We start from the raw sequence: 20,852 nt of genomic DNA on the forward strand, positions 1-20,852 counted from the left end.
CGATTCCGCAGACAAGAAATCTCGATGACTCCGACCACCGAATCCGTCCCCGCTCCCGCTGCCGCCAAGAAGGGCGGCCGCGAGCGGCAGAACGCCAAGCCGAAGAACGCCGGCCCGAAGGCGCCCCCGCGCACGCGCAAGGTGCATCCCGTGCTCGAAAAGCTCTTCGAGCTCTATCCCAGGATGTTCGGCGCGCGCTTCCTGCCGCTCAAGCTCGGCGTCTACCAGGAGCTGCTGGCCCTGCATCCGGAAGAGTTCAAGAAGGAAGACCTCAAGATCGCGCTGGGGCTGCATGCCCGCTCCACGCGCTACCTCGAAGCCGTCGCGGCCGGCGAGCAGCGCCACGACCTGAACGGGCAGCCCGTCGAACCGGTCGCGCCAGAGCACGTGCACCACGCCATCCTCGAAGTCTTCAAGCGCCGCCAGGCACGTACCGCGGAAGACCTGCGGCCCAAGCTGCGTGCACGCCTCGTCGACGCCATCGAGGCCTCGGGCCTCACGCGCGAGGAGTACGTGCTGGCCGTGCGCACGGGCGACGAGACATCGAACGCCGTGCTCGACGAAGCCTTTGCCGAAGTGAGCGCGCGGACGGCGAAGCGCGAGGCGCTGCAGCGCGCCTTCGAGGCCAGCGGGCGCACCGTGGCTGAATTTGCGGAAATGTACGGGATGGATCCGGCCGAAGTCGGCCGGACCCTGCGCGCGCGGCCTCGCGCGCAGCCCTAGTCAGCGCCTCAGGCGCCTGCTTTCACCTTCAACCGCCACGCATGCAGCAGCGGCTCGGTGTAGCCGCTGGGTTGCTCGACGCCCTTGAACACCAGCTCCAGCGCGGCCTTGTATGCGGCCGAGGTGCCGAAGTTGCCCGCCATCTTCTTGTAGAGCGGATCACCGGCGTTCTGCTGGTCCACCACCGCGGCCATGCGCTGGAAGGTCGATTCGACCTGCTCCTTCGTCACCACGCCGTGCAGCAGCCAGTTGGCGATGTGCTGGCTGGAGATGCGCAAGGTGGCGCGGTCTTCCATCAAGCCGATGTTGTGGATGTCCGGCACCTTCGAGCAGCCGACGCCCTGGTCGATCCAACGCACCACGTAGCCCAGGATGCCCTGAACGTTGTTGTCGAGTTCCTGCTGGCGCTCGGCATCGGTCCAGTTCACGTGCGGCGCGACGGGCACCTTGAGCAGGTCGTTCAGGATGTTGTCGCGCTCGGCGTTGGCGTCGATCTTCTCCAGCTGCTTCTGCACGTCGGCCACGCTCACCTGGTGATAGTGCAGCGCATGCAGCGTGGCGGCGGTGGGCGAGGGCACCCACGCGGTGTTGGCACCGGCCTTGGGATGGCCGATCTTCTGTTCGAGCATCGCGGCCATCAGGTCGGGCATGGCCCACATGCCCTTGCCGATCTGCGCCTTGCCGCGCAGGCCGCACGAGAGGCCGACCAGCACGTTGTTCTTCTCGTAGGCCTGGATCCAGGGCGTGGCCTTCATGTCGCCCTTGCGCAGCATCGCGCCGGCATGCATGGCGGTGTGCATCTCGTCGCCGGTGCGGTCGAGGAAGCCGGTGTTGATGAAGGCCACGCGCGCGGCGGCTTCGGCGATGCAGGCCTTGAGGTTCACGCTGGTACGGCGCTCCTCGTCCATGATGCCGAGCTTCACGGTGTTGGCGGGCAAGCCGAGCATGTCCTCGACCCGGCCGAACAGCGCGCTGGCAAAGGCCACTTCGGCGGGGCCGTGCATCTTCGGCTTGACGATGTAGACGCTGCCCGCGCGCGAGTTGCCCTTGCGCTTCAGGTCGATGGTGGCGATGGTCGTGGTGATCACCGCGTCCATGATCCCTTCGGGGATTTCCTTGCCGCCGGCATAGAGGATGGCCGGGTTGGTCATCAGGTGGCCGACATTGCGCACGAACATCAGCGAGCGGCCATGCAGCTTGACCGGCTTGCCATCGGCGCCTGTGTATTCGCGGTCGGGATTGAGGCCGCGCGTGAAGGTCTTGCCGCCCTTGGCGACTTCCTCGGTCAGCGTGCCTTGCAGGATGCCGAGCCAGTTGGAATAGGCGAGCACCTTGTCCTCGGCGTCGACCACGGCCACGGAGTCCTCGAGGTCGAGGATGGTCGAGAGCGCGGCTTCGAGCACCACGTCGCTGACGCCGGCCGCATCGCCCTTGCCGATCGGCGTGCTGCGATCGATCTGGATGTCGAGGTGGATGCCGTTGTGCTTCAGCAGCACCGACGTCGGCGCTGCGGCATTGCCCTGGTAGCCGATGAACTGCGTCGGGTCCTTGAGTTCCGTGCTGCTGCTCTGCAGCGCGATCACCAGCTTGCCGTGTTCGACCTTGTAGCCGGTGGCGTTCTTGTGCGAGCCGTTTTCCAGCGGCGCGGCCTGGTCGAGCACGTTGCGAGCGAACTCGATCACCTTCGCGCCGCGCGCCGGGTTGTAGCCCTTGCCCTTTTCGGCGCCACCGGTCTCGGGAATCGCGTCGGTGCCGTAGAGGGCGTCGTACAGCGAGCCCCAGCGTGCGTTCGCCGCGTTCAGCGCGTAGCGCGCGTTCAGGATCGGCACCACCAGTTGCGGGCCTGCCTGCAGCGCCAGCTCGGCGTCGACGTTGGCGGTGGTGGTCTGCACGTCCTTCGGCTGCGGTTGCAGGTAGCCGATGGATTCCAGGAAGGCGCGGTAGGCCGGCATGTCGGCGATCGGGCCGGGGTGCGCCTTGTGCCACTTGTCCATTTCGGCCTGCAGGCGGTCGCGTTCGGCGAGCAGGGCGATGTTCTTCGGCGCGAATTCGCTGACGATGGCGTCGAAGCCCTTCCAGAATGTGTCGCTCGCGACGCCGGTGGCGGGCAGGACGGTGTCTTCGATGAAGCGATGGAGTTCGTTGGCGACCTGGAGGCCGTGAACAGTGGTGCGGGCGGTCATGGTTCTTTTCTCCTGAGAAGGGGCAGCCAGGGACTTTATTCGATACCTGGCTGGCGAGTAAGAGCCGAAACTGTGAATGATCAGTGACTGAATTGAGGGTAATCGCCGGTCTTGGCCTGGCGTGGACGTCTCCTCGCCAAAGGGTACGCCTACGCCCCCGCAAGCGCCAAGAACAACCTCCGTCCTGCTAGACCATGCCGTCGAGCCGGCGGGCGGCAGCCCGTACAGGCTCGATGTAGCGCTCGTCGTAGCGGTGCGTCGGCATGGTCAGCGTCACGGCCGCGGCCAGGCGACCATCGGCATGGAACACCGGCGCCGAGATGCCGGCCAGTTCTGCAGTGCGGTCGCCGACCAGGGCACAGTAGCCCTGCGCGCGGATCGCTTCGTAGAACTGGCGTTCCTTCGCATCGACCGGTCGCTCGGCTTCCGGCCCGAAGGCGATCAGGACGCGCGCGCCGGCACCGCGATCCGCGGGCAGCAGGTCGCCTGCGCGGACGTGGTCGCGCACCACGTGCGGCGAATCGATGCGGTAGAGGCACAGCCGCGCCCAGCTTTCACCCTGCTGCTGGCGCACGTGGTACGCGGCGCTTTCGCCGGTAGCCGCCACAAGCTCGCGCAGCACCGGCAGCACGACGATGTCCAGCGAAAAGGAGGCCGCATACAGCGCATGCAGCCGCGCGACCTCCATGCCGAGCGCGTAGCGGCCGTCTTCCTGCCGGCGGATCAGCCGCGCGTGCTCCAGCGAGGCGAGCAGGCGCAGCACCGTGCTCTTGTAGAGCTGCGTGCGCTCGGCAAACTGTGCGAGCGTCAGCGCGTCGTCGCCGGGGCGGAACGCCGAGAGCAGGCTGAGCGCGCGGTCGACCGCCGCAGCGCCGCCGGGCGCTGCATTCAGGTCGGACACCGATTCGGATTGGGCTTTGCGTGGCATGGGCTGGCCTTGACAGTGAGGGCGATCACCGGTCTAATTCTGTTTAACGGAATATAGTTCTATAAGACAGAACAGTCAAACACCACAGCACCAGGAGACGAATCCGATGACTGCCCCCGATGTCCTCATCAGCGAGGTCGGCCCGCGCGACGGCCTGCAGTCCGTCAAGGCCACCATGCCGACGGCCGACAAGCTGCGCTGGATCGATGCGCTCTACAAGGCCGGCATCCGCGAGATCGAAGTCGCCTCCTTCGTGCCCGCCCGGTTGCTGCCGCAGATGGCAGACGCCGCCGAGGTGGTGCGCCACGCCATCACGCTGCCGGGCCTGACCGTGATGGCGCTCGTGCCCAACCGCAAGGGCGCCGAGGCCGCGCTCGCCGCCGGCGTGCACAAGCTGACGATGCCGGTCTCGGCCAGTGCGGCCCATTCGCTCGCCAATGTGCGCAAGACGCGCGAGGAAATGGTCGAGGAGGTCCGCGCAATCTCCGACCTGCGCCGCGCGGTCGCGCCCCATGTCCGGCTCGAAGCCGGCATCTCCACCGCCTTCGGCTGCACGCTTCAAGGCGATGTGCCGGAGGATGAAGTCATCTGGCTCGCGGCGCAGTGCGTGGCGGCGGGTGCCGACGAATCGGGCCTCTCGGATACGGTCGGCTACGCCAACCCCGCGCAAGTGCGACGCCTTTTCAAGCGCCTGCGCGCCGAGCTGGGGGACAAGGCGGGCGCGGCCCACATGCACAACACGCGCGGGCTCGGCCTCGCCAATTGCCTCGCGGCCTACGAGGAAGGCGTGCGCACCTTCGACTCCTCGCTCGGCGGCCTGGGCGGCTGCCCCTACGCGCCCGGCGCCTCGGGCAATGTCGTCACCGAGGATCTCGTCTTCATGCTCGAGGCCATGGGCGTGCGCACCGGCATCGACATCGACCAGCTCATCGCGGCCCGCGCGCCGCTCATCGCCGGCCTGCCGGGCGAACCGGTCTACGGCATGACGCCCGAGGCCGGCCTGCCCAAGGGCTTTGTCCAGGGTTTCCAGGGAGCCGTCCATGCCTGAGTCCACACCACTGCCTTACGCGGGCATCCGCGTCGTCGAGTTCACCCACATGGTCATGGGGCCCACCTGCGGCATGCTGCTCGCGGACCTGGGCGCCGAGGTCATCAAGGTCGAGCCGATCGAGGGCGACAACACGCGGCGCCTGCTCGGCTCCGGCGCGGGCTTCTTCCCGACCTTCAACCGCAACAAGAAGAGCATTGCGCTCGACCTCAAGAAGCCGGAGGGCGTCGAGGCCGCGCTGCGCCTGATCGCCACCGCCGACATCGTGAGCGAGAACTTCAAGCCCGGCACGATGAAGAAGCTGGGGCTGGACTACGACAGCCTGCAGAAGCTCAACCCGCGCCTCATCTACGTGAGCCACAAGGGCTTTCTCCCCGGCCCCTACGACCACCGCACCGCGCTGGACGAGGTGGTGCAGATGATGGGCGGCCTCGCCTACATGACCGGCCGCGCCGGCGACCCCTTGCGCGCCGGCACCAGCGTCAACGACATCATGGGCGGCATGTTCGGCGCCATCGGCGCGATGGCCGCACTGCGGCAGCGCGAACTCACCGGCAAGGGCTGCGAGGTGCAGTCGGCGCTGTTCGAGAACAACATCTTCCTCGTGGCGCAGCACATGATGCAGTTCGCCGCCACCGGCAAGGCCGCCGACCCGATGCCGAGCCGCATCTCCGCCTGGGGCGTCTACGACGTGTTCACCGTCAAGGACGGCGAGCAGATCTTCCTGGCGGCGGTCAGCGACAAGCAGTGGGGCATCTTCTGCAAGGCCTTCGGACTGGAGGAGATGCTGGCCGATCCGCGCCTGAAGACCAACAACGACCGCGTGATGGCGCGCGAATGGATGATGCCGATCCTCCGCTCGCATCTGGCCGAACACAGCGCGGCAGAACTGAGCGCCGTGTTCGAGAAGAACGAACTGCCCTTCGCACCCATCACCAGGCCGCAGGACCTGTTCGATGACCCGCACCTCAACGCGACGGGCGGGCTCGCGCCGATCCGCATGAACGACGGCAGCGAGTCGAAGGTGCCTCTGATGCCCTTCACGCTCGGCGGCGAGCGCCCGGGCATCCGCCTGCAGCCGCCGCTGCTCGGCGAGCACACGGATGCGCTGCTCAAGGATGTGGGCTACAGCGACGCAGAGATCGCGGCGCTGAAGTCGCACGACGTGACGCGCAGCACCTGATCTGGAAATCCGAAATCCCGCGGAACCGGCTCTGCCGGGCCGCCGGGATTGCCCCCGGAGGGGGTATCCAAGCCACACGTAGTGGGCGAGGCTGGGGGCGAGTTCGTGCATCCGCGGAACCGGCTCTGCCGGGCCGCCGGGATTGCCCCCGGAGGGGGTATCCAAGCCACACGTAGTGGGCGAGGCCGGGGGCGAGTTCGTGCATCCGCGGAACCGGCTCTGCCGGGCCGCTGGGATTGCCCCCGGAGGGGGTGGAGAGCGACACGAAGTGCGCGAGCCTGGGAGTCAGCTCAAATGTCTTCATGCAGACAGAGGATGTTGCCCTCGGGGTCCTCGAACCACGCCGCCTTCTCGGAGCCAAGCACGCACACGTGCTCGACCGTCTTCAGCCCCGGCAGGTCGTAGTCGGCAAAGCGCACGCCGCGCTGCTCCAGCGCCTTCACCGCATCGTCAATGCGCTCCACTCGAAAACTGAGCGCCGTGTGCTCGGCCTTGGTGCCTTCGGGCTTGGGAAAGAGCGCGAGTTCGGTGCCGCCGCAGTGATAGATGAACTTTCCATCCGGCTTGGCGCCGAGCGGCTCCAGGCCCAGCGAATCCTCATAGAAACGGCGCGCGCGGGCGAGATCCTTCACGGGCAGCATGCAGGTGACACGGCTGGAGGCGAGCGGGTTCATGACGGTGCTCCGGGAAGTCCTGACGCACTCGTTGTAGGCCGTTCGCGGCCGGCTCGCCATCCGTAGGAATGCGTAGGCCGAGGCGTCAGCGCAGCAAGTGGATCGCCAGCCCGGCCACGGCGCACCCGCCGAGCAGCGGCATCACGCCGACCTTGAAGCGGAACAGCGCCACGGCGGCCGCCACGGCGATGGCGGCCGAGACCGCATCGAAACGCCCCCCGAATCCCTGCGGCCACAGCACGTGGTACGCGAAGAACAGCGCGAGGTTCAGGATCACGCCGACCACCGCCGCCGTGATGGCGGACAGCGGTGCCGTGAATCCGAGCTTGCCGTGCGTGGCCTCGACCAGCGGGCCGCCGGCGAGTATGAAGATGAACGACGGCAGGAAGGTGAAGTAGGTGACCACAGCCGCCGCCAGCGCGCCGCCGAGAAACGCCGCATCCGGCCCCAGCACCTGCTGGAGCCAGCCACCAACGAAGCCGACGAAGGCGACCACCATGATCAGCGGTCCGGGCGTGGTCTCGCCGAGCGCCAGGCCGTCGATCATCTGCGCGCCCGACAGCCAGTGGTGGTGCTCGACCGCGCCCTGGTAGACGTAGGGAAGCACCGCATAGGCGCCACCGAAGGTCATCAGCGCCGCCTTGGTGAAGAACCATCCCATCTGCGTCAAGGTGCCCTGCACGCCCTGGCTGGAGACCAGCAGCGCCATCGGCACCACCCACAGAGCCAGGGCGACCGCCAGCAGCCTTGCCAGATGCCGACGAGAAAAGCGCGCATGTGCGGGCGTCGGCGTGTCGTCGTCGATGAACGCGGGGCCATAGCTCTGCTGCGCGGACCCGTTGCCGCCGCCGAGCGCGAACACCGCAGGCGCGCGGCGCGCGCCGAAATGGCCGACCAGTGCCGCGACCAGGACGATGGCCGGAAAGGGCGTGTCGAACGCGAAGATCGCGAGGAAGGCCGCCGCCGCAATGCCCCACATCCACGCGTTCTTCAGTGCGCGGGTGCCGATGCGGTGAGCCGCATGCAGAACGAGCGCCGTCACCGCGGGCTTAATGCCGTAGAAGATGCCCGCGACCACCGGCACGTCGCCGAAGCGCAGGTAGACCCACGACAGCGCGATCAGGATGAAGAGCGACGGCAGCACGAACAGCGCGCCCGCGACGATGCCGCCCCACGTGCGGTGCATCAGCCATCCTATATAGGTGGCGAGCTGCTGCGCCTCCGGACCGGGCAGCAACATGCAGTAGTTGAGCGCGTGCAGGAAGCGCTTCTCGCTGATCCAGCGCCTGCGCTCGACCAGCTCGGTGTGCATGATCGCGATCTGTCCGGCCGGGCCGCCGAAGCTGATGAAACCCAGCTTCAGCCAGAAGCGGAAGGCTTCATGGAAGCTGACGCTCGCGGGCGCTCTCGTCGACGGGTCGGCGGGTTCGGCGGGCGCGGTCAAGGTTGGCAGCTCATCGTTGAATCGTCAGGGCAGGCGGGCCGGGGTTTTTAGCATGCGCTACGCATAATCGCCGCCCATGGACCGCCTGAAGCAACTCGAATCCTTCGTCGCGATCGCCACGCGCGGCAGCCTCACGGCGGCGGCCAAGGCGGAAGGCGTTGCGCCGGCAATCATCGGGCGGCGGCTCGATGCGCTCGAAGAGCGGCTGGGCGTCAAGCTCCTGCTGCGGACCACGCGACGCCTCACGCTCACGCACGAGGGCAGCGCGTTCCTGGAAGACTGCCAGCGCCTGCTGGTCGAGCTGGCGAACGCAGAAGCCAGCGTGAGCGCGGGCGGCGTGAAGGCCAGTGGTCACTTGCGCGTGACCGCGCCGGCCGGCTTCGGGCGCCGGCATGTCGCGCCGCTGGTGCCGCGTTTCCACGAACTGCACCCCGAGGTCACGATCTCGCTGAACCTCAGCGACCGGCTGGTCGACATGGCCGGCGAGAGTTTCGATTGCGCCGTGCGCGTCGGCGACCTGCCGGATTCGTCGCTGGTGAGCATGCGGCTCGCCGACAACCGGCGCCGCTGTGTCGCGACGCCTGAATTCATCCGCCGGCACGGCGCCCCGCGCCATCCGGGCGAGCTGTCGCGCTTTGCCTGCCTGAGCCTCTCCAGCGACGCATCGCAAACGCGAGGCTGGGCCTTTCGCGTGCCGACCGATCACGGCGAGCACGAGGTGATCCACCTCAAGCCCACCGGGCCGCTCGACTGCTCGGACGGCCAGGTCCTGCACGACTGGTGCCTGGCGGGCCACGGCATTGCCTGGCGCAGCACCTGGGAGGTGGAGGCCGAGATCGATGCCGGCCTGCTGGTGCCGCTGCTCGACGAATTCGCCGCGCCGCCGAATGGCATCTATGCCGTGTTTCCCGAACGCAAGCATCTGCCCCTGCGCGTGCGGCTGTGGCTGGATTTCCTGAAGGCGCAGTACGCCCGACCCGAGTTCTGGGGCGGCACAATCGCTGCGCTCCCGACAACGAAGGAACCTCCACGATGACGCTCGAAGCGATCCTTGCCTACCTGCACCTGCTGGCCATCCTCACCATGGTCGTCTTCATCGCCAGCGAGGCCGCGCTGTGCCGCGTGGAATGGCTCAACGCCGCGGTGATCGAGCGGCTGGCCAAGGTCGACATGGTCTACGGCATCGCAGCGATCGCGGTGCTCGCCACCGGCGTGGCGCGCACCTGGTGGGGCATCAAGGGCACGGCCTGGTACTGGACCAACCCGCTGTTGCACTTGAAGCTCACGCTCTTCATCATCGTGGGCGTGATCTCGATCTTCCCGACCCTCACCTATTTCCGTTGGCGCAAGGCGCTGCGGTCGCGCGGTTCGTTGCCGGCCGAGGCCGAGATCCGCAAGACGCGCAAGCTGGTGATGATCCAGGCGCACCTCATCGCGCTGATTCCCCTGGTAGCGGTCTTCCTCGCGCGCGGTTTCGGCGCGAAGAGCTAGCCTCCCATGCGGCCGGCAATCATCAAGGCGCTGTTCGCCGGCACCATCTTCACCAGCGCCTTCCTGCTCTTCCTGGTCCAGCCGCTGATCGCCAAGCAGATCCTGCCGTGGTTCGGCGGGTCGGCGGCGGTGTGGTCGATCTGCATGGTCTTCTTCCAGGTCGTTCTGCTGGCAGGCTATGCGTATTCCGACTGGGTCACGCGCCGCCTCGGCGCGTGGGGGCAGGCGAAGCTCCACGTCGGGTTGCTGCTGGCGAGCCTGGCCTTCCTGCCGATCGTGACCAGTGCACGCTGGAAGCCGACCGGCAGCGAGGACCCGACGCTGTGGATCCTGGGGCTGCTGCTCGGCACCATCGGCCTGCCTTACTTCCTGCTGTCGACCACCGGGCCGCTGGTGCAGTCGTGGGTCGCGCGCACACCGTGGGGCGCGCAGGTGTACCGCTACTTCTCGCTGTCCAACTTCGCGTCGCTGGCCTCGCTGCTGAGTTACCCGGTGCTGATCGAGCCGCGCAGCACGCTGGTACAGCAGGCGTGGGGCTGGTCGCTGGCCTACGGCGTGTTCGTGCTGCTGTGTGCCGCCACCACGTTGTGCGTGGCGCGGCGCTGGGCGGCGCCCACACCGCGGGGCGCGGGCCTGACGTCGGTCGGCGCAGCGGCACCGTCTGCGCGGCCCGGACTGGGCGATCACCTGATGTGGCTCGCCCTGCCGGCACTCGGCTCATGGCTGCTGCTCGCCATCACGAACCACATCACGCAGAACGTCGCAGCCATTCCCTTCCTGTGGGTGCTACCGCTGTCGGTCTATCTGCTGAGTTTCGTGCTGGCCTTCGAGAGCGACCGCTGGTATCGCCGCGCGGTCTTCGTGCCGCTTGCGGCGGTGATGCTGGCGCTGTGCGCCTTCGGGCTGCAGGACAGCCTGGGGTCCGACCTGCGGACGGCACTGCCGATCTACGTCGTCGGCCTGTTCGCCCTGTGCATGTTCCTGCATGGCGAGATGTCGCGCCTGCGGCCGGGCAGCGCGTACCTCACGCGCTTCTATCTGATGCTGTCGCTGGGCGGGGCGCTCGGCGGCGTGAGCGTGGGGCTGGTCGCGCCGCATGTGCTGCCGGCGTATTACGAACTCGGCGTGGGCCTGACACTGTGCGCGCTGATCGCGGCCGTGCTGTGGCGGCAGCGGCGTGCCGGCGTGGCGGTCTCGCTCGCGCTGGCCGGCACCTCTGCGTGGTTTCTCTACTTGCAGGTGAACTTCGACGCGACGGGCGTGCGCCGCATGCAGCGCAATTTCTATGGCGCGCTGGTCACGATGGACACGCAACGCGGCGATGCGCGCGACCCGGTCCGCCTGATGTATCACGGCTCGATCAAGCACGGCGAGCAGTACCTGGCGCCTGAGCGCAGGCGGGAACCCACCACCTACTACGGGCCGCGTTCCGGCGTCGGGCTGGCCATTTCGGCCGCACCGGCCGCATCACGGCAGATCGGGCTCATCGGGCTGGGTGCAGGCACGCTGGCCACCTACGGCCGGGCCGGCGATGTCTACCGCGTCTACGAAATCAATCCGGAAGTGTTCGACCTGGCCGACAGCGAATTCAGCTTCCTCGCCGACAGCCGGGCCCGCATCGAACGCGTGCTCGGCGATGCGCGCCTGGCGCTGGAGCGCGAAGCGCCACAGGCCTTCGACGTGCTGGCCGTCGACGCGTTCTCGGGCGATTCGGTGCCCATCCACCTCATCACGTCCGAGGCGATGGACGTGTACTTGAGGCACATGCGCCCGGACGGCATCGTCGCCTTCCACGTCACCAACCGCTTTCTCTCACTGGCACCCGTGGTCGAGAAAATCGCGCAGGCGAAAGGCTTGCATGTGGCGCTCGTGCACGACGAGCCACCGGAGCCGGGCCTGCGCAACACCGACTGGGTGCTGGTCTCCCGCGATCAGGCCGCACTCACCCGCGACGCCATCCGCATCGCCAGTTCCACCATCGACCCCATCCCCGGCCTGGAGCCCTGGACCGACGACAACAACAACCTGTTCAGTGTCCTCAAATAGAAGCGGCCCATCCGCGGCCCGTTCGTGAACACCGCGGAACCGGCTTCGCCCCCGGCAGGGGGCAGGCGGCCACACGAAGTGAGCGAGCCTGGGGGCGAGTTAGCCTCGAGTTAGCCCTTCGCCTCGGATTCGCACTTCTTCATGAAGCTGTTCTTGGCGGCACCGGCCAGCGGCTTGCCGTTCTTGTCGATCGCCTTGGCTGCGCATGCAGGCGTCGCAGCGGCCTTGGCGTCCTTCTCGCACTTCTTGACGAAGCTGTTCTTGGCGGCGCCGCTCAGCTTCTTGTCCGCAGCCTGGGAGTCACAGGCGGATTGGGCGTGCGCGGCACCGAACGACAGCGAGGCACCCAGAGCCAGCAGGGAAAGGAGCTTTTTCATGATGGAGTAATTCCTTGACGAAGGGTTGTGACAGGTTTCCCCACCCTGGGGCTGTCCATCCTAACGGCCGGTGCTCACTCTTGGATGACGATCGTTGATGATCGTTACCGGCGCTGGTTTTGCCCCCGGTAAAATTCGTAAATGCTATTGGTCAAACAGGAGTTGCTCGCGGCACTCGCGAACACGCTCGAATCTCTCTCGCCCGGCGCCGGCAGCAAAGCCGCGTTCGAGTCGCCCAAGGTGGCGGCCCACGGTGACTTCGCAAGTACGGCGGCCATGCAGCTCGCCAAGCCGCTCCAGCGCAAGCCGCGCGAGCTGGCCGAGGAGCTCAGTGCCGCCTTGCAGGCCACGCCGGCTTTCACGCAATGGGTCGAAGCGGTCGAGATCGCCGGTCCCGGCTTCCTCAACATCCGCCTCAAGACCGCCGCCAAGCAGCAGGTCGTCCGCGAGGTGCTGGAGTCAGGTGCCGATTTCGGCAAGCAGCCGGCCCGGGACGAACGCGTGCTGGTCGAGTTCGTCTCCGCCAACCCCACCGGCCCGCTGCACGTCGGCCACGGCCGCCAGGCCGCGCTCGGGGATGCCATCTGCAACCTGCTGGCCACCCAGGGCGACAGTGTCTGGCGCGAGTTCTATTACAACGACGCGGGCGTGCAGATCCAGACGCTCGCCACCAGCACGCAATTGCGCGCCAAGGGATTCAAGCCCGGCGACGCCGAATGGCCCGAGCAGGCCTACAACGGCGAATACATCGCCGACATCGCCGAGGACTTCAAGGCGAAGAAGACCGTGCGCTCCGACGACCGCGAGTACACGGCCAGCGGCGACGTGGACGACATCGATTCGATCCGCCAGTTCGCGGTCGCCTACCTGCGCCACGAGCAGGACCTGGACCTGAAGGCGTTCCAGGTGAAGTTCGACAACTACTACCTCGAGTCCAGCCTCTACACCAGCGGCCGGGTCGAAGCGACGGTGCAGAAGCTCATCGACGCCGGCAAGACCTATGAGCTGGACGGCGCGCTGTGGCTCAAGTCGACCGACTACGGCGACGACAAGGACCGCGTCATGAGGAAGGGCGACGGCACCTACACCTACTTCGTGCCCGACGTGGCGTACCACATCGCCAAGTGGGAGCGCGGCTTCCACCAGGTGGTCAACATCCAGGGCACCGACCACCACGGCACCATCGCGCGCGTGCGCGCCGGCCTGCAGGCGGCCGGCGTCGGCATCCCGGCGGGCTACCCCGACTACGTGCTGCACACCATGGTGCGCGTGATGCGTGGCGGCGAAGAGGTCAAGATCAGCAAGCGCGCCGGCAGCTACGTCACGCTGCGCGACCTGATCGAGTGGACCAGCACCGACGCCGTGCGCTTCTTCCTGCTGAGCCGCAAGCCCGACACCGAATACACCTTCGACATCGACCTCGCGTTGGCGCAGAACAACGACAACCCGGTCTACTACGTGCAGTACGCCCACGCGCGCATCTGCTCGGTGCTGGCCGCCTGGGGCGGCGATGCGGCGGCGCTCAAGGACGTGGATCTGTCGCCGCTGCAAAGCCCGGCCTCGCAGGCGCTGCTGCTGCAGCTCGCGAAATACCCCGCCATGCTGAGCGCCGCGGCCAAGGATTTCGCGCCGCACGACGTCACCTTCTACCTGCGCGAACTTGCCGCGAGCTACCACAGCTATTACGACGCCGAGCGCATCCTGGTCGACGACGAGCCGGTGAAACTGGCCCGCCTCGCGCTGGTCGCGGCGACGGCGCAGGTGCTGCACAATGGCCTCGCTGTTCTCGGCGTGAGCGCGCCGCGAAAGATGTGACTTCCACCTCCACCATGAAACAACGACAAAGCGGCAACATCGTCATCGGCTTGATCATCGGGCTGGTGCTCGGGCTCGGCGTGGCGCTCGGCATCGCGGTCTACGTGACCAAAGTGCCGATCCCGTTCATGACCAAGACCCAGCGCGGCGGCGCCGAGCAGGACGAGGCCGAGGCGCGGAAGAACCGCGACTGGGACCCGAATGCGCCACTCGCCGGCAAGTCGGCACCGCCGCCACGCGCCGCCGCCGCCACGCCCGCAGCTCCGACGCAACCGGCCAGCGTCGGCCCGCTCAATCCACCGGCGGCGCCGGTGCCTGTGGTGGTTGCCCCCGGTGCCCGTGGCAGCGACCCGGCCACCCCGCCGCGCGCGGCACGCACCGCGCCGGTTCCGGCCGAGGCCAATGCCACGCCGTCGAGCGATCCCTTGGGCGACCTCGCCAAGGCACGCGCCGGCACCAGCAGCAGCGCGAGCACCGCTCCCAGCGCCGATCCCTTCATGTACTTCGTGCAGGCCGGCGCCTTCCGCACCCCCGAGGACGCCGAGGCGCAGCGCGCCAAGCTGTCGCTGATGGGCGTGGAAGCCCGCGTCACCGAGCGCGAGCAAGCAGGCCGGACCGTGTACCGCGTGCGCGCAGGCCCGTTCAACAAGAAGGACGACGCCGATCACCTCAAGGAACGGCTCGACAGCGGGGGGCTCGAATCGGCCCTCGTTCGCGTCCAGCGCTGAACCTTCACTTTTCTTTACTTCGTGCGCCCGGGGAACTCCACTCCGGACCGCAGGCTCTTTCAGCCGACAGGAGAATCTTTTCAATGAAACGTCGTGACTTTTCGCTGGCCGCTGCCTCGCTGGGCCTTCTTCCTCTCGTTGCCCCCTCGCACGCGCAGCAACTGAAGCTGCCCAAGGCTGGCACCGACTACATCGCGCTGGGCAAGCCCGCGCCGGTCGACACGCCGGCCGGCAAGGTCGAAGTGGTGGAGTTCTTCTCGTACAACTGCCCGCACTGCGCGGCCTTCGAGCCGCAACTCGAAGCCTGGGTCAAGAAACTGCCGCCTTACGTCAATTTCAAGCGCATCCCGGTGCCTTTCGTCGGCAACGACACGGAAGCCAAGCAGCGCCTGTACTACTCGCTCGAAGCGATGGGCAAGGTGGACGAGTTCCAGCTCAAGATCTTCGACGCCATCCACAAGCAGCGCCAACCCCTGACCGGCGACGCGGCGATCCTGGCCTGGGCCGAAAAGCAGCCGGGCCTGGATGCCAAGAAGTTCGCCGAACTCTTCAAGTCCTTCGCGGTCTCGGGCAAGGCCAAGCGCGCCGCCCAGCTGACGAGCGACTACCAGGTCGCCGGCGTGCCGGCCATCGGCGTGGCCGGTCGCTGGTATGTGGACGGCGACACCGCTGGCAATCTGGACCGCGCGCTGCAGGTCACCGATTTCCTGATCGGCGAAGCCCGCAAGGGCTGAAAAACCGGGTGGTCAAGCCACCCGTCGTCCCCTGAAGGCCCGCTTTCGCGGGCTTTTTCGTCAGGCCCCGCGAAACCGCGTACGTCGGCCGCATACAATGCCCAGCAAGTTTCGTGCCTCTATGACATCGCCAACCTCATCCTCCCTTCGCCATCTCAGCCGTGCACTGCTTTTCGCCCTGGCCCTGGCCGGCCTCGCGTCGGCCGCCCAGGCCGAGAAAGCCGACCGCACCAAGCCGATGAACATCGAGGCGGATTCGATGCGCTACGACGACCTCAAGCAGACCAGCGTCTTCACGGGCAACGTGGTCGTGAACAAGGGCACCATCGTCATCCGCGGCGACAGGATCGACGTCCGGCAGGACCCGGAGGGGTACCAGTACGGCGTGGTCACGGCGGCGCCCGGCAAGCTGGCCTACTACAAGCAGAAGCGCGACGCGGGCACCGACGAGTGGATCGAGGGCGAGGGTGAAGTCATCGAATACGACAGCCGCGCCGACAACGTGAAATTCGTTCGCCGCGCCGTGATGCGCCGCCTGATCGGCGCCACGCCCAACGACGAGAGCAGCGGCCCGCTGATCGTCTACGACCAGAGCAACGACACCTTCACCGTCAACGGTTCGTCGGTTCCGCCGAACGCCGGCGTGGCGAGCGAGGGCGGCCGGGTCAAGGCGATCCTCACACCCAAGGCCGCGCCGACCGCTCCCGGCGCACCGGCCGCCAGCGGCAAGCCCGCTGCCCCGGCGCCAGGCTCGGGCCTGCGCTCCACCACCACCCTCGGGGGAGAACCCAAGAAGTGATCGAAACTGCTGGCATGAGCGAGGGCGTCGGCGCTCCGGGCAGCCGCTTGGAGGCGCGCGGGCTTCAGAAGAGCTACGGCAGCCGCAAGGTGGTCAAGGATGTGTCGCTCGGCGTGCAGAAGGGCGAGGTCGTCGGCCTGCTGGGCCCCAACGGCGCGGGCAAGACCACGTCCTTCTACATGATCGTGGGCCTGGTGCGCGCCGATGCGGGCGACATCACCATCGACGGCGAGCCGATCGCGCACATGCCCATCCACCGCCGCGCGCGCATGGGCCTGAGCTACCTGCCGCAGGAGGCGTCGATCTTCCGCAAGCTCACGGTCGAGGAGAACGTGCGCGCCGTGCTCGAACTGCAGCGCGAACCCGATGCCGATGGCCGACCGGTGACGCTGTCGAAGCAGCGCATCGAGGAACGCCTCGCCGACCTGCTGGCCGATTTGCGCGTGGACCACCTGCGCGATTCGCCGGCGCTGTCGCTGTCCGGCGGCGAGCGCCGCCGCGTCGAGATCGCCCGCGCCCTGGCCACGCAGCCGCGCTTCATCCTGCTGGACGAGCCCTTCGCCGGCATCGACCCGATCGCGGTGATCGAGATCCAGCGGATCATCAGTTTCCTGAAGGAACGCGGCATCGGCGTGCTGATCACCGACCACAACGTGCGCGAGACGCTGGGCATCTGCGACCACGCTTTCATCATCAGCGACGGGCATGTGCTGGCACAAGGCACGCCCGCGGAGATCGTCGACAACGCCGAGGTACGACGCGTCTACCTCGGTGAGCATTTCAGAATGTAAGCATGCCAAAGGCGAGGGTTTTCGGTTCTCCATGAAACAGGGTCTCTCGCTGCGTGTATCGCAGCATCTCGCGCTGACACCGCAGCTCCAGCAGTCGATCCGGCTGCTGCAGCTTTCCACGCTCGAGCTGACCCAGGAAGTCGAGCAGATGCTCGACGACAACCCTTTCCTCGAGCGAACGGCCGAAGAGGCGACGCGCGAGGAGTTCGGGCTGGAGACGGCCGATGCTCCCGTGCGCGATGACGATCGGCTGGCCGAGGTCGACAGCGACTTCACGCCCGGTCCCTCGGCGTCCGTCGCGGAGTCCGCGGTCGCAACCCCCAGCGACACCGAAGTCGCCACCGCCGATACCGCCGATCGCGAGCCCGACTGGGAAGGCGACGGCTCCGTCGACCTCGCCCCCGACGACAGCGAGTGGGGCGGCGACGCCCCCGCGCGTGCCAACAACCTCGGCGACGACGAGCGTACCGACGCGACCGAGCTGGCGCGCAGCCAGGAATCGCTGCAGTCCTTCCTGCACCGTCAGGCGCTGGGATTGCGCCTGAGCGACACCGATCGCGCCGCGCTCCGCTTCCTCATCGAATCGCTCAACGACGACGGCTACCTCGAAGACTCGCTGCCCGCCCTCGCGTCGGGCCTGGCGGGCGACGACAACGACCAGTTCGACGACCTGGTGCATCACTTCCAGGTCGCACTCGGCCTGCTGCAGAGCCTGGAGCCCGCCGGCGTGGGCGCGCGCAGCCTCGGCGAATGCTTGACCATCCAGCTGCGCGCCCTGGCGCGCGAGGATGAGGCCGAGGACGAAGCGCAGGTGCGCCACACCGCCATCGCGATCTGCAAGCAGCCGATGGAACTGCTCGCCCGGCGTGATTTCAAGCGCCTCGCCACGCTCACCCGCAGCAACGAGGAGGAAGTGCGCGCCGCGCTGCAGCTCATCGCGCGGCTCGAGCCCAAGCCGGGGCGCCGCTTCGTCGACGTCGAGCGCAACGTGGTCGTGCCTGATGTGATCGTCACGCGTGTCGGCAACGGCACCAACACCAAGTTCCGCGTCATGCTCAACCCCGAGGTCATGCCGCGCCTGCGCGTGCACGACATCTACGCCGGTGCGCTCAAGCAGCACAAGGGAGAGGGCAGCCAGGCGCTGTCTCAGCGGCTGCAGGAGGCACGCTGGTTCATCAAGAACATCCAGCAGCGCTTCGACACCATCCTGCGCGTGTCCAACGCCATCGTCGAGCGGCAGAAGAGCTTCTTCGTGCACGGCGAACTCGCCATGCGCCCGCTGGTGCTGCGCGAGATCGCGGATGAACTCGGGCTGCACGAGTCGACCATCAGTCGCGTGACCACCGCCAAGTACATGGCGACGCCCTACGGCACGGTCGAGCTCAAGTACTTCTTCGGTTCTGCGCTGGGCACCGAGACCGGCGGCAATGCGTCGAGCACCGCGGTGCGCGCGCTGATCAAGCAGTTCGTGAGCTCGGAAGACCTGAAGAAGCCGCTCTCCGACAGCCAGATCTCCGAGATGCTCAAGGAGCAGGGCATCGAGTGCGCGCGTCGCACCGTCGCGAAATACCGCGAAGCCCTGCGCATCGCACCGGCCAATCTGCGCAAGGCCCTCTGAAGGGCGGCTGCCGATGAGCCGTCGCCCCGGCCCGCTTCCGAATGGGTTGCGACCGGGCTGGGCGTGGATATTGGCGCTGCTGTTCGCGACCGGCTGCGCGAGCCTGCCGGACGAGTTCGAGCGCACGCCCTCCACTGCCATCGCCGCGTCGGCCGACACCGCGCTCGGCCGGATGGCCAAGGCCTCCCAGCCCGATCCCGACCTGAGCGGCTTCCGCCTGATGCCTGGCGGCGACTTCGCGCTCCACACGCGCCTGGAGCTCGCTCGCCGCGCCGAGCGCACGCTCGACGTGCAGTACTACCAGATCGCGGACGACGAGACCGGCCGCTATTTCCTGCGCATGCTGCGAGACGCGGCGAAGCGCGGTGTGCGCGTGCGGCTGCTGATGGACGATCTCTACACCTCGGGCGAGGATGAGCTGTTGCTGGGGCTCGCTGCCACGCCCAACGTCGAGCTCCGGCTGTTCAACCCGTTCCCGGCCGGGCGCGACAGCATGCTCCAGCGCTTCTCGACCTCGCTCTTCGACTTCGACCGCGTCAACCGCCGCATGCACAACAAGCTCTTCATCGCCGATGGCGCGATGGCGGTGGCAGGCGGACGCAACATCGGCAACGAGTACTTCACGCAGACGGCCGGCGAGAACTTCCTGGACATCGACACCTTCGTGTCCGGCGCCCTGGTCGCGCGGCTGGCAAGCCTGTTCGACCTCTACTGGAACAGCCCGTATGTGCGGCCGATCGGGACCGTCGCGAAGAGCGGCCTGTCGCGCGAGGAACTGTTGCGCCGCTTCGACGAGGAAACCGGCCCTGCCACCACGCCCGCGCCGCGCCCTTCGGCGCCCAACGACGTGCTCGGCTACGGGCCGATCGCAGAGGACATGAAGACCGGCAAGCTCGGCCTGATCTGGACTCGCGCCGAGGCCTATGCCGACGCGCCGGAACGCGTCATCGGCAAGACCGCGTCTTATGGCGGCGTGCCATTGCTCGACGTGGACAGCGTGCGCTACAACGTCCTCGAGCAGATGCGGCGCGCGCACACCGAGGTCACGCTCGTCTCGCCCTACCTGATCCCAGGCAAGGCCGGCCTGGAGGTGATGCGCGAAATCCGCGGCCGCAACGTCAGGATCAGCGTCGTCACGAACTCGCTGGCGGCCACGGACGAGCCCGTGGTCCATACCGGCTATCGCCGCTACCGGCGCGACATGCTGCGGCTCGACGTCGAACTGTACGAGCTGAGTTCGGCACGCACGCGGCGCAGCGTGCGGCTCGGCCTCTTCGGCTCGCAGGTCGGCCGCCTGCACGCGAAGTCGGCCATCTTCGATCGCCGCACGCTGTTCCTGGGCTCGATGAACTTCGATCCGCGCTCCGACACGCACAACACCGAGATCGGACTCATCATCTTCAGCCCCGAACTGGCGCAGCAGGTGCTGAAGCTGCTCGACGTGCTCAAGCAGCAGGGCGCCTACCGCGTGCGCTTCGCGCAGGGCGGCGAGAAGCTCGAATGGGTGAGTACGGAGGATGGGATCGAGACGGTGCTCACCGTGGAGCCGGACTCGGACCTCTGGGACCGGTTGATGCTTGAGCTGTTGGCGCCGCTGGCGCCGGAGAGCCTTTTGTAGGCTACCTGATGTTCACGGCTTCAACCTGCACCAACAGCCGCACCTTATCCTCGAATCCAAACGGAATCCCCCAGGTGATGCCCCAGTTGCTTCGCTCCACCGTCGCCTCGAAGTCGCCGCCGCAGATCTGGCGGTTGATCAGCGGGCTGATGTAGCAGTTGAAGCGGTTCGCCTTCAGCGTCACCGGCTTGGACTGGCCCATCAGCGTGAGCGTGCCCGCGACCTCGGTCACCTTGTCGCCGTTGAAGGCGATCTTGTCGGCCACGAAGCGGCCCGTCGGAAACTCGGCCGCGTTGAAGAAGTCCTTGCTCTGCAAATGCCGGTTGAGCAGGTCGACGCCGGTGTTGACGGAGCTGATGTCCATCGTGATGTCGACCTTGCCGCCGTTGCCTTCCGGGTCGATCTTCACGCTACCGTCCTTGGTGCTGAAGCGGCCCCGGTTGGTCGTGGTGCCGTAGTGGCCCATCTCGTACATCACGAAGGTGTGCGTGGGATCGACAACGTAGGTGGCGCCCTTGACGGGCCCTCCGGCCGGCTTGGCCGCAGCTTCCGGCGCCTGCTGGGCGGCTGTGAGGGTGGTTGCCATCGTCAGCACGGCGACGGTGATGAGCTTCTTCATGACGGGCTTTCGCATTGCGTTGAAACGGCGGGC

The 20,852-nt window shown here is 67.4% G+C and carries 19 protein-coding genes; 13 read left to right on the forward strand and 6 right to left on the reverse strand.

The window, feature by feature from the left end:
* The first annotated feature begins 24 nt into the window (after positions 1-24).
* The gene (locus tag QTH97_RS15005) at positions 25-723 is read left to right on the forward strand and encodes a ProQ/FINO family protein (RefSeq protein WP_286569022.1); all 699 of its coding nucleotides are present in this window, start codon (positions 25-27) and stop codon (positions 721-723) included.
* A gap of 8 nt (positions 724-731) precedes the next feature.
* On the opposite strand, the gene QTH97_RS15010 is transcribed toward QTH97_RS15005, so the two are convergent.
* Together QTH97_RS15010 and QTH97_RS15015 are read right to left on the reverse strand one after the other, a co-directional pair.
* On the reverse strand, positions 732-2,906 hold the full coding sequence (locus QTH97_RS15010; protein ID WP_286569023.1) for a malate synthase G: 2,175 nt from the start codon (positions 2,904-2,906) through the stop codon (positions 732-734).
* A gap of 187 nt (positions 2,907-3,093) precedes the next feature.
* Positions 3,094-3,834 carry an IclR family transcriptional regulator gene (locus QTH97_RS15015; RefSeq protein ID WP_286569025.1) on the reverse strand — a complete coding sequence of 247 codons (741 nt, stop codon included), beginning with the start codon at positions 3,832-3,834 and terminating at the stop codon, positions 3,094-3,096.
* 106 nt (positions 3,835-3,940) lie between these two features.
* On the opposite strand from QTH97_RS15015, the gene QTH97_RS15020 reads away from it, so the two are divergent.
* Together QTH97_RS15020 and QTH97_RS15025 are read left to right on the forward strand one after the other, a co-directional pair.
* A complete protein-coding gene (locus QTH97_RS15020) occupies positions 3,941-4,882 on the forward strand; it encodes a hydroxymethylglutaryl-CoA lyase (RefSeq protein ID WP_286569026.1) in 942 nt (313 codons plus the stop codon).
* The gene (locus tag QTH97_RS15025; RefSeq protein ID WP_286569027.1) at positions 4,875-6,065 is read left to right on the forward strand and encodes a CaiB/BaiF CoA transferase family protein; all 1,191 of its coding nucleotides are present in this window, start codon (positions 4,875-4,877) and stop codon (positions 6,063-6,065) included. Before QTH97_RS15020 ends, QTH97_RS15025 begins: the two co-directional genes overlap by 8 nt.
* A gap of 290 nt (positions 6,066-6,355) precedes the next feature.
* Here the strand turns inward: QTH97_RS15025 and QTH97_RS15030 are convergent, their stop codons facing one another.
* Entirely contained in the window at positions 6,356-6,739 is a 384-nt protein-coding gene (locus QTH97_RS15030) for a VOC family protein (RefSeq protein ID WP_286569028.1), read from the reverse strand.
* An 85-nt stretch (positions 6,740-6,824) separates the two neighbouring features.
* On the reverse strand, positions 6,825-8,183 hold the full coding sequence (chrA, locus tag QTH97_RS15035) for a chromate efflux transporter (RefSeq protein WP_286569029.1): 1,359 nt from the start codon (positions 8,181-8,183) through the stop codon (positions 6,825-6,827).
* 76 nt (positions 8,184-8,259) lie between these two features.
* On the opposite strand from chrA, the gene QTH97_RS15040 reads away from it, so the two are divergent.
* Genes QTH97_RS15040 through QTH97_RS15050 form a run of 3 tightly spaced genes read left to right on the forward strand, consistent with a single transcriptional unit; the run spans position 8,260 to position 11,720 of the window.
* The gene (locus tag QTH97_RS15040; protein ID WP_286569030.1) at positions 8,260-9,219 is read left to right on the forward strand and encodes a LysR family transcriptional regulator; all 960 of its coding nucleotides are present in this window, start codon (positions 8,260-8,262) and stop codon (positions 9,217-9,219) included.
* Positions 9,216-9,674, forward strand: coding sequence for a DUF2214 family protein (locus QTH97_RS15045; RefSeq protein ID WP_286569031.1), 459 nt, complete (start codon positions 9,216-9,218; stop codon positions 9,672-9,674). The genes QTH97_RS15040 and QTH97_RS15045 overlap by 4 nt, the downstream gene beginning before the upstream one ends.
* Positions 9,675-9,680: 6 nt before the next feature.
* On the forward strand, positions 9,681-11,720 hold the full coding sequence (locus QTH97_RS15050) for a fused MFS/spermidine synthase (RefSeq protein ID WP_286569032.1): 2,040 nt from the start codon (positions 9,681-9,683) through the stop codon (positions 11,718-11,720).
* Between the two features lie 110 nt (positions 11,721-11,830).
* Here the strand turns inward: QTH97_RS15050 and QTH97_RS15055 are convergent, their stop codons facing one another.
* On the reverse strand, positions 11,831-12,097 hold the full coding sequence (locus QTH97_RS15055) for a hypothetical protein (RefSeq protein WP_286569033.1): 267 nt from the start codon (positions 12,095-12,097) through the stop codon (positions 11,831-11,833).
* Positions 12,098-12,238: 141 nt separating this feature from the next.
* Here QTH97_RS15055 and argS point away from each other — a divergent pair, with 141 nt between their 5' ends.
* From argS to QTH97_RS15090, 7 genes are all read left to right on the forward strand, one after another.
* The gene (gene argS / locus QTH97_RS15060; protein ID WP_286569035.1) at positions 12,239-13,912 is read left to right on the forward strand and encodes an arginine--tRNA ligase; all 1,674 of its coding nucleotides are present in this window, start codon (positions 12,239-12,241) and stop codon (positions 13,910-13,912) included.
* 14 nt (positions 13,913-13,926) lie between these two features.
* Complete coding sequence (locus QTH97_RS15065; RefSeq protein ID WP_286569036.1) at positions 13,927-14,640, forward strand: SPOR domain-containing protein; 714 nt, start codon at positions 13,927-13,929, stop codon at positions 14,638-14,640.
* A gap of 83 nt (positions 14,641-14,723) precedes the next feature.
* Positions 14,724-15,374 (forward strand): thiol:disulfide interchange protein DsbA/DsbL, encoded by a 651-nt coding sequence (locus QTH97_RS15070; protein WP_286569037.1) that lies wholly within the window; start codon positions 14,724-14,726, stop codon positions 15,372-15,374.
* Between the two features lie 121 nt (positions 15,375-15,495).
* On the forward strand, positions 15,496-16,173 hold the full coding sequence (gene lptA / locus QTH97_RS15075) for a lipopolysaccharide transport periplasmic protein LptA (RefSeq protein ID WP_286569038.1): 678 nt from the start codon (positions 15,496-15,498) through the stop codon (positions 16,171-16,173).
* Complete coding sequence (gene lptB / locus QTH97_RS15080) at positions 16,170-16,964, forward strand: LPS export ABC transporter ATP-binding protein (RefSeq protein WP_286569040.1); 795 nt, start codon at positions 16,170-16,172, stop codon at positions 16,962-16,964. The genes lptA and lptB overlap by 4 nt, the downstream gene beginning before the upstream one ends.
* Before the next feature lie 31 nt (positions 16,965-16,995).
* Entirely contained in the window at positions 16,996-18,582 is a 1,587-nt protein-coding gene (locus QTH97_RS15085; RefSeq protein ID WP_286569041.1) for an RNA polymerase factor sigma-54, read from the forward strand.
* 13 nt (positions 18,583-18,595) lie between these two features.
* Complete coding sequence (locus QTH97_RS15090) at positions 18,596-20,200, forward strand: phospholipase D family protein (protein ID WP_286569042.1); 1,605 nt, start codon at positions 18,596-18,598, stop codon at positions 20,198-20,200.
* Position 20,201: 1 nt separating this feature from the next.
* Here the strand turns inward: QTH97_RS15090 and QTH97_RS15095 are convergent, their stop codons facing one another.
* Positions 20,202-20,819: a YceI family protein gene (locus QTH97_RS15095; RefSeq protein WP_286569044.1), complete on the reverse strand. Its 618-nt coding sequence runs from the start codon at positions 20,817-20,819 to the stop codon at positions 20,202-20,204.
* Between the last annotated feature and the right edge of the window lie 33 nt (positions 20,820-20,852).

It is taken from the genome of Variovorax gracilis, assembly GCF_030317115.1.
Lineage (GTDB): Bacteria > Pseudomonadota > Gammaproteobacteria > Burkholderiales > Burkholderiaceae_C > Variovorax > Variovorax gracilis.